At 37.4% G+C, this 13,046-nt stretch carries 10 protein-coding genes; 5 read left to right on the forward strand and 5 right to left on the reverse strand.

The features are described 5' to 3' along the window. Positions 1 to 70: 70 nt before the first annotated feature. The 4 genes from BLS02_RS04015 (at position 71) to BLS02_RS04030 (ending at position 4,642) form a co-directional block, all read left to right on the forward strand. Positions 71 to 1,054: a 2-keto-3-deoxygluconate permease gene (locus BLS02_RS04015; RefSeq protein WP_092491667.1), complete on the forward strand. Its 984-nt coding sequence runs from the start codon at positions 71 to 73 to the stop codon at positions 1,052 to 1,054. 30 nt (positions 1,055 to 1,084) lie between these two features. Beyond that, entirely contained in the window at positions 1,085 to 2,389 is a 1,305-nt protein-coding gene (locus BLS02_RS04020) for a four-carbon acid sugar kinase family protein (RefSeq protein WP_092491668.1), read from the forward strand. After that, positions 2,379 to 3,374, forward strand: a complete 996-nt coding sequence (gene pdxA / locus BLS02_RS04025; protein WP_092491669.1) for a 4-hydroxythreonine-4-phosphate dehydrogenase PdxA — start codon at positions 2,379 to 2,381, stop codon at positions 3,372 to 3,374. Before BLS02_RS04020 ends, pdxA begins: the two co-directional genes overlap by 11 nt. Before the next feature lie 320 nt (positions 3,375 to 3,694). After that, entirely contained in the window at positions 3,695 to 4,642 is a 948-nt protein-coding gene (locus tag BLS02_RS04030; RefSeq protein ID WP_092491670.1) for an LCP family glycopolymer transferase, read from the forward strand. A 47-nt stretch (positions 4,643 to 4,689) separates the two neighbouring features. Here BLS02_RS04030 and BLS02_RS04035 read toward each other — a convergent pair whose 3' ends face one another. Genes BLS02_RS04035 through BLS02_RS04045 form a run of 3 tightly spaced genes read right to left on the reverse strand, consistent with a single transcriptional unit; the run spans position 4,690 to position 8,958 of the window. Next, positions 4,690 to 5,061, reverse strand: coding sequence for a carboxymuconolactone decarboxylase family protein (locus tag BLS02_RS04035; protein WP_092491671.1), 372 nt, complete (start codon positions 5,059 to 5,061; stop codon positions 4,690 to 4,692). A gap of 1 nt (position 5,062) precedes the next feature. Further along, a complete protein-coding gene (locus tag BLS02_RS04040; protein WP_092491672.1) occupies positions 5,063 to 6,697 on the reverse strand; it encodes a thiamine pyrophosphate-binding protein in 1,635 nt (544 codons plus the stop codon). Further along, positions 6,694 to 8,958 (reverse strand): EAL domain-containing protein, encoded by a 2,265-nt coding sequence (locus BLS02_RS04045; RefSeq protein ID WP_092491673.1) that lies wholly within the window; start codon positions 8,956 to 8,958, stop codon positions 6,694 to 6,696. Before BLS02_RS04045 ends, BLS02_RS04040 begins: the two co-directional genes overlap by 4 nt. A 463-nt stretch (positions 8,959 to 9,421) precedes the next feature. Between BLS02_RS04045 and BLS02_RS04050 the strand changes: the two genes are divergently transcribed. Beyond that, a complete protein-coding gene (locus BLS02_RS04050) occupies positions 9,422 to 10,072 on the forward strand; it encodes a hypothetical protein (RefSeq protein WP_092491674.1) in 651 nt (216 codons plus the stop codon). 48 nt (positions 10,073 to 10,120) lie between these two features. Here the strand turns inward: BLS02_RS04050 and BLS02_RS04055 are convergent, their stop codons facing one another. After that, positions 10,121 to 12,712 (reverse strand): YfhO family protein, encoded by a 2,592-nt coding sequence (locus BLS02_RS04055; RefSeq protein WP_092491675.1) that lies wholly within the window; start codon positions 12,710 to 12,712, stop codon positions 10,121 to 10,123. A 12-nt stretch (positions 12,713 to 12,724) separates the two neighbouring features. After that, complete coding sequence (locus tag BLS02_RS04060; RefSeq protein ID WP_368073003.1) at positions 12,725 to 13,018, reverse strand: GtrA family protein; 294 nt, start codon at positions 13,016 to 13,018, stop codon at positions 12,725 to 12,727. Positions 13,019 to 13,046 lie beyond the last annotated feature (28 nt).

Raw genomic sequence — 13,046 nt, forward strand, 5'->3', positions numbered from 1 at the left:
AATATATGAAAACGCTTTACATTATATTTTATGTTTAATTATTAAACAATATATTATGAGGGGGATAAACATGAGAATTAAAGCATCGATAGAAAAAGTTCCTGGAGGTATGATGGTAATACCATTGTTGCTTGCTGCAACACTTAATACTATCGCACCTGATTTACTAAGGATCGGTAACTTCACACAGGCATTATTCGTAGATGGGGCAGGCGCGCTTATCGCACTATTCCTATTATGTACAGGAGCACAAATTAATTTGAAAAATGTTGGGGTCAGTCTTGGTAAAGGTGCAACATTGCTGACGACCAAATGGATAGTAGGTGCAACTTTCGGTCTGATTGCATATATGTTAGCTGGAGATAATGGTCTTTGGTTAGGTTTAGCGCCAATTGCAATTATTGCTGCAATGACTAACAGTAATGGTGGCTTGTATGTAGCGCTGGTTGGCCAGTATGGTGATAAAACAGACCGTGCAGCATATTCTTTGCTTGCGTTAAATGATGGTCCTTTCTTTACAATGGTAGCGTTATCTATTTTTGGTGCTATGGGATTCGTTGACGGGCTGTTTTCATTCGTTTCATTTATCGCAGTATTATTACCAATAATTGTTGGTATGGTATTAGGTAATTTAGATGAAGAAATGAGAGAGTTCTTCGATAAAGGAAGTTCCATGTTAATTCCGTTCTTCGCTTTTGCATTAGGTATGGGAATTGACTTTGGCGCAATTATTGATGGCGGATTGTCAGGTATTATCCTTGGCCTAGCAACTGTATTCTTAACTGGTACAGCAGGGTACTTCATTTTTAAAGCATTTAAATGGAATCCTATTGCTGGTGCTTCAGAGGGTTCAACTGCAGGTAACGCAGTAGCAACACCAGCCGCAATTGCAGCTGCCAGTGCAAGCTTTGCTTCACACGTTGACCTTGCTACAGTACAGGTTGCAGCATCAACTGTTACAACAGCGATTCTGCTTCCGGTATATATCGGTTTTCTTGTGAAGCGGCTAGACAAAAAGGGTGTTAAAGTACCAGACGACTATGTAGTTGAATAATATAAATCTGTTAATAAATGAGGAATCAACATGAAACACAATATAGGTATTATTGCAGACGATTTAACTGGAGCAAATGATAGTGGCGTTCAGCTTACAGAAAAAGGTATCAATACTTCCGTTCTTTTTGATATTCCGAAAGATCAGAATAACCTTGATAGCGGAGTTGTCATTGATACAAATTCACGTGCGTTGTCTAAGGATGAAGCGGCTTCTGTAACGAAGCAGGCTGGTCAGTTTTTAAAACAAGCAGGTTATTTATCTATTTATAAAAAAATGGATTCTACCCTGAGGGGGCATATTGGAACCGAGTTGCAGGCCCTGTATGAAGTATTTAAGCCGGAGTTTGTATTTATTGCTCCGGCTTTCCCTCCGCTTGGCAGAAAGACGAAAGATGGGATTCATTATGTTAATGGTGAGAAGATAGCTGAAACAGAAATATCAAAGGATCCGAAGCACCCTGTCACGGAATCGTTCATCCCTAAGCTGTTGGAAAACGAAATTGGACAACCGATTGGCTTATTGAAAAAAGCAGATATTGAGGCAGGTTTATCAGATTTTCGTAAAAAGGTTAATAGCTTCAAAGAAAATGAGATAAACTATATTGTTTGTGATGCAGAATCTCAGGATGATTTACAAAAAGCTGCCAAAAAGATGGTTCAAGTTTCTGATCGGATTATATGGTCTGGGTCTGCTGGCTTAGCTGAGGTACTTCCTGAAGTCCTTGGAATCAGTGAAAAGACAGACAAGCGATCTTTTGCCAAATCCAATCGTGTCATGACAGTTTGCGGAAGTTTATCACAGGTAACCCAGAATCAAGTGCGTTATGCGGTTGATCAAGCTGGCGTAACAGCGGTTGAACTAGATCCCGTGCAAATCTTTGGGAATGATTGGGAAAAATTAAGACAGAATACTATAAAAGATTTGCTTAAAGGATTAGCAATCGGGAATGATATTGTTTTGTATGTTCCTTCTAATCAAAAAGTAAGAGATCAAGTTATGGAAACTGGAAAAAAGCTTAATTTAACAGGATATCAAATAGGAGAACGTATTTCTGGTGCGATTGGCGAAATCGTAGCAGCAATTACTGAAAAAAATAAAGACCTTACTGGTTTGGTACTAACAGGCGGAGATACAGCAAAAGACACCTCGCGTCATTTAGGTGGAATAGGCTTTCGTTTAATCAAGCAAGTTGAAGCAGGAATTCCATTGGGGACACTAATCGGTACAGATCTGGAATATACAGTGGTTACAAAAGCGGGAGCATTTGGAAAAGAAGCTTCGATTTATAATGCAATGCAGGAATTGAAGGGAGTTTATAAAGATGAGCAATAAACCAATAGTAGGTATCACAATGGGGGACGCTTCAGGAGTAGGACCGGAGATTATTGTGAAAAGTTTACAGAGTAAGCATGTATATGAACAATCCCATCCAATTGTAATTGGCGATGCAAAAATGCTGAAGCGTGCTGCAGAACTGCTTAATACTGAATTAACGATTAAGGAAGTAGATGGTGATTCTGATTTCACAACAAATTTTGGTGAAATTGCTTGTTATGATCTTGATTTACTTCCAGGAGATCTGCCATTTGGACAGGTTTCTTCAGAGGCAGGAAATGCAGCATTTGAATATTTAAGGACTGCAATCGAACTTGCAAACAACGGTCGAATTGATGCAATTTGTACTGCTCCTTTAAATAAAGAAGCATTGCATAAAGGTGGACATATTTACCCTGGACATACAGAAATTCTGGCTGAGTTAACGGGTACGAAAGACTTTTCTATGATGCTGTCGTCGCCTAAATTAAAGGTAATTCACGTAACGACTCATGTCGGTCTGATCGATGCTATCAATATGATTAATCCGGAGCGCGTTTATAAAGTTATTCGTTTAGCTCATGAAACACTAACAAATGCTGGAGTAGACCAACCTAAAATAGGTGTATGCGGAATTAACCCTCACGCTGGAGAGAACGGATTATTCGGTTATGGGGAAGAGGAAGAAAAAATCATCCCAGCTATTGACCGGGCAACAGAGGAAGGACTGAATGTTGAAGGACCACTTCCAGCTGATACGTTATTTTTCAGAGCGCAGCGGGGTGATTTTGATATCGTACTAGCCATGTATCACGACCAGGGACATGGACCAATTAAGGTATTGGGACTTGAAGCTGGAGTAAATATCACAGTAGGTCTGCCAATTATCAGAACAAGTGTTGACCACGGAACAGCATTTGACATCGCAGGCACAGGCAAAGCAGACGAAAGAAGCATGCTGGAAGCCCTGAGACAAGCAATAGAATTGGCACCGGAGAAGTAGGTGGTGGTGGTGCCTGTCACTTCCCGGTTTATGTCGAATAATATATGAATGAAATTAACATTGTTAATAAGACGGTATAAATCGGTTAAACGACTTATGCCGTCTTGTTTTTTGGCAGTTAAGAAATTACAATCCTTACTAAGCCTATCGCTATTAGGACTTGCCGATAAGCTATTATAAATATAGGGAAGAGCTTAGACTCATGTACGATATACATATGAAATCTAAATGTAACTAGTAATTTTCCTCTATTAGATGGTATAATAGACCTGTTTTTCAATAGAAATGTATTTATTTTCCATAGATAGAGGTATGTGTATATGTCAGAACAAAAACGTTCAAATAACAAGTATAAGCGAAAACGTCCCTGGATTAAATATAGTTTAGTGTTGATTTTAATCTTGGCAATTGGTGTGGGAGCGTATGCCCTTTTACTTTATAATGATGCCAAGGATACCGTGAATGAGAAAATTCATCAAAAAGTACCATCCATTGATCATGAATTAGGTAAAAAGAAAATCAAGGGAGAAGAACCATTAAATATCTTGCTGTTAGGTGTTGATAAACGTGCTGGGGACAGTGGTCGTTCAGATGCATTGATGGTTCTGTCGCTGGATCCAAAAAATAATAAGATGAAATTAATCAGTATTCCTCGTGATACTAGAACAACTATTGTTGGAAAAGGTCTTGAAGATAAAATTAATCATGCCTATGCATTTGGTGGAACGGATATGTCTATTGCGACAGTGGAGAGCTTGTTGAATATTAACTTAGACTATTATGTGCAAATGAATATGGAAGGCTTAACTGAAATGGTTGATGCTGTTGGAGGGATTACCGTTGATAACCAACTGGAGTGGTATGATACTGGATACTACGAAAAAGGTTACCATTATGCCAAAGGTGAAATTTCACTAAATGGGCCAGAGGCAATGGGTTACGTCCGCATGCGTTACAAGGACCCAAACGGTGATTTCGGCAGAACTAAACGTCAACGTCAGGTTATTGAAGCCATTATTGATAAAGGCTCAAGTATCGCATCGGTTAATAAAATTGATAATATGATTGATGTTCTTGGTAAAAATATGGCAACCAATATGGATTTTGCTGATATGAAGGATCTGCTGTTTAACTACAAGAATGTCAGAAAGAATACAGTAAGTTATATGATGAAAGGAAGCGGAACAGAGATTGACGGCGTATATTATTATCTAATTCCAGATGAAGAAATCGCCAAAGTGCACGAAATGATTAATGAAGTGGGATGAGCGGGACGAGGGACCTGTCCCTCATGTCCCGCCACTGACTGGGACCCTCATGACCCGTCAAACACTTCGCCGGCGATTCCCATTGCTTGGACGGCTTTGGGGAAGCCGGTGTATGCAGAGCAATGGATGATAATTTCGGTGATTTCGTCTCTTGTTAATCCAATTTTGAGTGCTGCTTGCAGGTGGACTTTGAGCTGATCAAATGCCCCTTGTGTGATTAGTGCAGTTAGCGTAATGATCTCCTTTTGTGATAGCGACAGTACTTCTCTTGAATAGGTGTCACCAAATCCAAACGAAACTATCATTTCCCAAAAGTCAGGTGAAATTTCCTTCATCCCTTCCATTCCTCCACGGACTTCATCTGAGAATAGTTTTTTCATTACATCCATGCCGGCCTCATATCGTTTACTGTTTTCCATTTTACTGCCTCCCCATGGTTGGTGGTGTTTCATTCTGATCGACTAAAACCTCCACAACAACTGGTTTTTTAGTTTCTTTTGTAGTGTGTAGTGCTTGTTTAATTTGGTCTGTTAAATCAAGTGAATTTTGGCAGGTATATGCTTGTAATCCCATTGATTGAGCAAATAACGCTGCATCTAAAGGTGTTTCATAAACGCCACCAGTGGATGAACCGGTCATTTTTTTCATTCCCTTTTCCACCATATCTAATCTTCCATTATTTAATACGATGAAAAGCACAGGGGAATCATAATTATATGCCGTAGAAATTTCTGTGCCGTGCATAAACATACATCCATCTCCAACTAGACAAACAATCGTTTTGTCAGGAGCTGCTAGTTTTGCGCCGATTGAATAGCCAATTCCATTTCCCATGGCGCCGAAGATATCATCAAAAAAGAAAGTTCCTGGTTTATAAATATCAAAATTTTGAATTCCGTAGAACGAGTGACTGCCATCATCTCCAAAGACAATCGCATCATTAGGCAAAGCGTTTCTCATAGATTTTAATGCGGTGACTGCAGACATTCGCTCATTTGGATGGTTGTTTTCGACTTGCGCGGTCTTGATGTCAGTTGAAAATTCAGCACTGTCAGGTTTAGGTATATCTCTTAAAATAACTTTTAAGTTAGATCGAATATCTCCCAGAACTGGTGTTGTAGGTACATTGATAGATTTTCCGATAAATGTTGGGTCATAATCAAAGTGAATAAGATGTTCTGGATACATATCTTTTGAAAGACCAGGTATGGACATATCACTTAATTTTGATCCGATTACGATTAATAGGTCTACACCCTGATTTACATAGTCGGTCGCTTCCACTGTGCCGCCTAATCCAAATGCTCCCAGCGAGAGTTTGTGGTTGGAGATGAATGTCCCCTTGCCACCCGGTGTTGTCATAACAGGTATTTTCCAATGTTCAGCAAGCATCTGTACTTCTTCATATGCTCTGCTTGAATGTACGCCTTTTCCTAAAAATAAAAGCGGGCGTTGTGCTGAATCCAATTTTTCAATGACATCGTCAATGGCAGGCGAAACCATCTCACTTGGGCTCGGTAAATCTATTTCAAAAGGTTCTATCTCTTCTATTAAAATATCGAAAGGAATTGATAAGTGTACTGGTCCTTTAATACCAGATAGGGCTTTTTCCAGAGCATGCTGGAGATAAGATTGTAGCATATCGCCTCGTTCTACCCTAGCACTGAATTTAGTTACCGATTTATACATGTCAAGAAGGTCTGTCCCAAATATACTTGAATCTTGCCCCATTGCTTTACCGGTATCTTTCATAGAAGGGTGACCTGTAATAAGCAGCAAAGGTGTATGAGTTGCTTTCGCTTGTCCTGCTGCTGTTAGCAGGTTAGTACCTCCTGGTCCAGAAGTCCCGAGAGCCACCCCGATTTTCTGATTCATCATCGAGTAGCCAGTTGCCGCAAACCCACCGCCAGACTCATGCTTACTCAGTACAAACTCTATATCATATTTCCTTAATTCAAATATAATTGGAGAGATAGCCTTACCAGGTATACCAAATAGGTGGTCAACTCCCCATTTTTTAAAATTTGCAGCTAATATTGATGCAGAAGTATTCATTTATCCATTATCCTCTCGTTTTTTGACTTAATTTGTTTTTGTAAAGTGTGATAATCTTGTTCGAATTCCTCAGCTGAGATAGCTTTGCTGAAGAAATATCCCTGTGTTTTATCGCAGTGGTATTGTTGCAGAAATTCTAACTGTGCTTTTGTTTCAACCCCTTCTGCAATTACCTCCATACTAAGATTGTGAGCTAATGTAATAATTGCTTTCACAATGACAGCATCATTATTATCTTCTATTATTTCTCCGACAAATGACTTATCGATTTTTATGTAATCGACCGGAAAGTCCTTAAGATATTTTAAAGAACTATAACCAGTACCGAAATCATCGATACTGATACAAATTCCAAGGGCTTTAAGTTGTTGTAATACTTTAAGGGAGTAATCATATTCCATTGCCATATACTCTGTAATTTCTACGACTAAATATTTTGGATCTAATCCTGCCTCATTAAGAACACCTTCCATAAACTTGACTAGGTCCTGGGTCAAAAATTGCTGTGTTGATAGATTAACTGCAATTTTTATTGGTTCCCAACCATCCTCTTGCCATTTTTTATTTTGGGTACATGCTTCCTTTATCACCCATTCACCAATTTGCGTAATTAGACCGCTATCTTCTGCTAACTTTATGAACTTGCCCGGATAGAGTAAACCCAGCTTAGGGTGCTGCCATCGAATTAATGCTTCTAGCCCAACTATTTTTCCTGTTTTGTTATTAATTTGAGGCTGATAATGTAATACGAATTCATTTTGATCCAACGCTTTTCGTAAATCAGCTTCAAGCTGTAATTCCTCCACAGAGTCCACTAATAATTCAGATGTATAAACCGCATAACGGTTTTTACCCTGTGACTTTGCTTGATACATTGCATTATCCGCATATACCATAAGTTGTTCAGGTGTGATTGGGTAATCAGGATAAATTGCAATGCCAATGCTAGCAGTAGTATGCAGTTCGTTTGCTGCAACTTGAAAAGGCTCATTAAATTGAGCTAATATCTCTCCCGCTTTTTCAGTAACGTAACTAAAATCTTCAAAGTCCTTAAGCAGGAAAATAAACTCGTCACCACCCATTCTGGCGAGCAAGTCATTTTCTCCTAAACATTTGGACAGTCTCTTACTCACTTCCGTTAAGAGTATATCGCCATTTGAATGGCCAAAGTTGTCATTTATTATTTTAAATCGGTCCAGATCCAAAAATAATATAGCCAAATTTCTTTGATAACCGGATTTAATCTCGTCTATAAGTGTTTCTACTTCTTTTTTGATGTAGCGTCTATTTGCTAGATTAGTTAGATCATCATGGTATGCTAAATAATTATATTTTTCCTGCAGGGAATATCGAACAGAAATATCCCTGAATTGCCCGAATGCGCCAACCATTTTTCCTTCTTCATAGATTGGTTGTGCATCAAATAAACAAACAGTACGTTCACCTTGCTGATTTGTAAATTTAATAACTTCATTTTTAAAGGTTTTTTCTTGTTCTAGTACTTTTTTAAAATAGTCGCCCGTTAATTGTGATTCGTAAATATTTTTTCCTATAACGGAATCTTTACTATTATTTGAGATTTGTTGAGCAAAATCATTAAATTCAGTTGTAATCCCATTTTCATCTGTGATAACGATACCATTACTTGTTCTGCTTAACATGATTTGATTCATGATATCTAGTTTCCTATTTTGCTTCCTTAGCAATAACTCTCTTTCAATCGAATCAACAGCTTGTGAAAGCATGGTTAAAAACAACGGATTTTGAAATTGAATAGGCATCATAATTGAAACACTGCCAAGTAAATTTTTTTCATCTGTATATTGAAATGTATCACCATAACAGGCTATATTTTGGAGGGATTTATGGTAATGGTCTTCACCTATTAAACTTATTGGATGTTTTTGTTGTAATGTTAGACTTACAACATTTGTTCCCGTGTCTTCCTGTGTAAATTGGCTTCCTAATATAATTCCAAACTGTTCGGTGGTAGCCTTTATTGATTCGTCGCCATCTATATCTAAAAGATATCCATTCGCATCAGAAATAACTACTAATATTGGAGTACCTTCTAATGAATTTAATAGCTTATTTGAGAAAAAGCTTACAACAGATAGGATCTCACTATAAGATTTTCTCTTTTCTGCTAGTTCATTTTCGGTTAAAAATACTTTTGGTCTGGACATAACATTCGGATCCATTCCACTTTCTTCACACAATTGTTTTGATCTAGTTATAAAGTTATCTTCCTGGTTTAGCATTTATATCACTCCGGATTTTTTTCCAAAATATAACACCTCATTATAAGCTATGACTACTCGCATGTCAATTCAGTGAACGGACTAAGGGCACCTGAATTCAAGCCCCTGTAAGTTGAAGCAGGAAATATATCTCTTACTATTACTATCGTTTCTGGAAGCGAAAAAGTGTACTATTTAAAGAAAAAATATTTATTTTCGCATGACACTTTTTTTACATGAGATTCGATTGTAATAGTATAAGAGGTACTAGAAGTAGTTGAATTAAAAATGAGGACAACGCTGTGATGCTGATCTGCCTTGTTTTGAGGTGAGGCAAGCCCATGATTTCATCCCCCTGCAGAAGTTTTACTAAGATAAAATTTGGTAATAATATTACAAAGGATAAGAATATTGTAATATAAATGAAACATTTGCATATGCTAATCCGTCTAAATAGATAGAACTTAATGGAGAGGGTGTTATTGTGAAACACATTTTAATGGTCAGTTTAACTATTACGTTACTGATCTCCGGTTGTGGTACAGCAGAAGAAAACAGCAGCGGTACGGAAAAGTCGCCAGAAAGTCATCAGCATTCACTAAATGCGTCTAAGGCAGTCAAATCTACTGCACTTTTACATGTGAATAGTGCCGGTGATAATATAAGCGAAACATCGAAAAACAACTCCTCTGAAAATGAAAACACAAATAAAAATGGATCTAATAAAGAAGAAACTTTTTTAAAAATACTAACCAACTATAATAATATGTTTGAAAGAATAAAGTCGGATGTGGATTATGACAATTTTAATGAAGAATATGTTGGATACAAATTTAAAACAATAAAAACGAAAGAACAGCTATATAACCAGTTCACCGATATTATGACGACAGATATGGCACAAACAATATGGAGTGGCTTTGTGAAAGAAGGAGATGGCAGTCTATATTTGATTCCAAGAGACCTCTATCCAATGTTTAACAAAGATAATCCTTATACAATAGAAAAATCTAATGAAGCCACATATAAACTGGTCCAAAAACACAAAAGCGAATTACACGGAATATTTGATATGGAATTTGTCTTCACCAAATTAGAAGGACAATGGAAAATTAACGAAATATCCTTTAATTAAGGCGAAGCGGGACGGAGGGTCAGGAACCCCGTCCCCACACTTTCAGCTCTAGCGGGACAAGGTACCTGTCCCTCTGGCTCTCCACCAGCTCACCACAGATAGTATGAGGCTTATGAGGGTTATTACTAGTGTGGTTCTGAAGTATGGTGGGTAGTAATCTAACTGTATGTGGTTGATTCCTTTTTCTATAGGAAAGCCAACAAATGCGTAGTTAACCTTTTTTACTGCTTGTGTTTCCTCATTCACTTTTACTTCCCAGCCTTTTTCGTAGGGAATTGGCAGGATCATGAGATTGTCATTGTTCTGGTTGTTGTAGGTAATTGTAATGCGGTTATCGCTCCAGTTTATCTTCTTAGTTTCTGTCGCTTGTCTTTTGGCTTGTTCCAGCTTTGAATAGTCTTCCTGATACAGTGCTATAACTTTTAAAATATAGTCTCCTTTTGGCAAGCGTATTTTGACTTTGTCTGCCTTTGAAACGCGAATGGTCAGATTATCATCGTAGGTTTTATAAACAGATTGATTGGACTTACGTGTTGTTTTATAGTCATTTACTTTTAAAGTGAATCCTTGGTCGGCTGCCAGATTTTCAAGATGAAAACGGATATAAAAATCTTTTGTATCAGGGTGAATTTCATCGGCTATAATATCAATTCCACCCTGATCATCTGTGACTGAGAGCTTATTGTCATTATATAAAGCGTTCACTGTTTCAAGAGTTGCTGTATCAATTATATTCTGCTCTTTTGGAATTGCAGCAGTGTTGTTTTTATTCGGTACAATTGCGCCTTCCAGCATGGCATATTCTCTTGCCAATACTGAAGTATGTTTCATTTCTTGTTCCGAGAAAAGCATTTTGGCAGTGCGTGCAAATGGCAATATATTATTGTTTTGAAATACAATGTAGTTTTCTGATTCAATTATTTTGTTGAATCCATATGGAATAGGGCTGTTATTGTCCTTCTCTATGATCATGTATTTTCCTTGAAGCAGGCTATACAAGTTAGCACGGTTTCCGAGGGTTGCATATCGGCTAACACTTTCCCGCCCCATGTCAATGTTTAGATCATACAGGTAAAAGTAGAGTAAATGCTTATTCAATATACTTCCATAAACACTCATTCCATTAAAATTTTGTACAATAGGTGTATTATTGAAGGATCCAACTTTCCAATCAATCCGATAGAAAGGATTATTATCGCGGTCTTTAATCTGCTGAATAATTTGCCGCTGTTCTTCTCCATTATAATCCTCACTTCGCAAATGATTTTTTGATACTTCATCTACTTTTCCCGGCACGGAAAGCCCGTATTGGAAAACATTTGCAAAAACAATAGGAATGATTAAAAGTCCGGTGTACAACAGTATGAGACGTACTCGATCTTTCCCCCATATAAACATGAAAAGTAAAAATATCGTGATAAGGACCATAGTTAATACTGCAAAACTTAGATAAGAAGTGATGCTTATATTTTTATCAAAAAAAACAGTAAAAAGATAAGCAATAGTTACGATAATGCTTGCAATTGTCAATTTTTTTTTGCTAATTTCATCTATATATTTTAAGCCGAAAGCTACACAACCACCTATTGTAAAGGAAAGCAGGTATTCCCAACGATATTGAGGTGCAGAAAATCCATTAAATGCACTGGCTACGATTGGAGTGAAGTGAAGAAGTATAAATATTATACTCAACGCTGCAAACAGTCGAAAGGTCCGATTTTTATACAAGGAAAATACGAAAAGTAAAATCAAAAAAAGGGCAGGGATAATCACGAATCGGCTGTTAAATAAAATGTTATCCCAATTAAATAAAGGAACTTGCTGGCTATATGGTGGTCGATGATTATTCAAATAGCCATAAACAGCAGGAACAAAAGAAATCGCACTGATTCCTAGACCGAGGATCCCGCTGACAAAGTACATTTTTAATTGCCTCAGTCGGTTCGTTTCATTCTCGACCAACTGAATTTTCCAACGAAGCATGATGTAAATCAGGATAAAGATTAAGTTAACATACGCAAAGTAAAAATTGTTAAAGAGAGTGACTGCGACAGCAACAATGAACCAGCCACCTTGTGCTTCACGAATGATTTTTTCCACAGCAAATACAAGTAATGGGACCCACAGCATTGCATCCGCAAAAAACTCCCAATAAGTTACATGGCGAAAATAGATGGCGGATAATCCATAGATAGCAGCCCCGGTAAATGCAGGCATCCAGTTGCATTTCATATAGCGAAATACATATGTTGTTATAACAATAATAATCGCCAGCCGGACGATGCTGACAAATACAGCTGCATTCGCCCAAAATAATGTATCGGCGGGGCCAATTAACTGTACAGATTGTAATAAGTAAACGAAAGCTGCCGTTAACATAAACATAAATGACGTTGAAAAGTAAAACGCCAATTGACTGTACGTACCGCCACCTAAACCAAATTGATAGGAATAAAAGAAGTTTCCAGTGGAATATTGCTCATACAAAAGCTTTTTAAATGTAACCATTTGCTGTAAGCCATCATTCGGCCCTACCATATATCTATCCTGAAACCATTCTGTTATAAAAAATAGATGTCCCAGCATAGCAACGACAAGGCTACAGATTATAAGAAAAATTAGACTGCGTTTTTTTTGCATATGTATTCTCCGTTATTTCTTTAGAATTTTTCCCGTAATCAAAAATGTGAAAGGAACGGTGATAAATAGGGAAACGATCGGAGCAATCGTGCTATCAATAAATAAATACTCAACAAATAAATAAATTAGTACGGATGAAATGCTGATATTAAAAAGCTGTGTCAGCGGGAATTGCAGGAATTTTTTTAAAGACGGCTTTACTTGAAATGTGAAGTAGGAACTAAGAAAAAAGGAAACAATTAAACTAATCGCAAACCCAATAATGTGAGAAGCCATATAGTTAATTTCCAGCATTACATTAAACATCAAATAAATCCCATAATAAATTAAGGTA

The sequence above is a fragment of the Virgibacillus salinus genome, assembly GCF_900102415.1.
GTDB lineage: Bacteria > Bacillota > Bacilli > Bacillales > Amphibacillaceae > Lentibacillus > Lentibacillus subterraneus.

What these genes read in the sequence shown, in the direction of transcription:
- BLS02_RS04035 (WP_092491671.1), bottom strand. Translation starts at nt 5,061, where the DNA reads ATGGAAAACAGTAAACGATATGAGGCCGGCATGGATGTAATGAAAAAA.
- pdxA (WP_092491669.1), top strand. Translation starts at nt 2,379, where the DNA reads ATGAGCAATAAACCAATAGTAGGTATCACAATGGGGGACGCTTCAGGA.
- BLS02_RS04055 (WP_092491675.1), bottom strand. Translation starts at nt 12,712, where the DNA reads ATGCAAAAAAAACGCAGTCTAATTTTTCTTATAATCTGTAGCCTTGTC.
- BLS02_RS04060 (WP_368073003.1), bottom strand. Translation starts at nt 13,018, where the DNA reads ATGTTTAATGTAATGCTGGAAATTAACTATATGGCTTCTCACATTATT.
- BLS02_RS04030 (WP_092491670.1), top strand. Translation starts at nt 3,695, where the DNA reads ATGTCAGAACAAAAACGTTCAAATAACAAGTATAAGCGAAAACGTCCC.
- BLS02_RS04020 (WP_092491668.1), top strand. Translation starts at nt 1,085, where the DNA reads ATGAAACACAATATAGGTATTATTGCAGACGATTTAACTGGAGCAAAT.
- BLS02_RS04045 (WP_092491673.1), bottom strand. Translation starts at nt 8,958, where the DNA reads ATGCTAAACCAGGAAGATAACTTTATAACTAGATCAAAACAATTGTGT.
- BLS02_RS04040 (WP_092491672.1), bottom strand. Translation starts at nt 6,697, where the DNA reads ATGAATACTTCTGCATCAATATTAGCTGCAAATTTTAAAAAATGGGGA.
- BLS02_RS04015 (WP_092491667.1), top strand. Translation starts at nt 71, where the DNA reads ATGAGAATTAAAGCATCGATAGAAAAAGTTCCTGGAGGTATGATGGTA.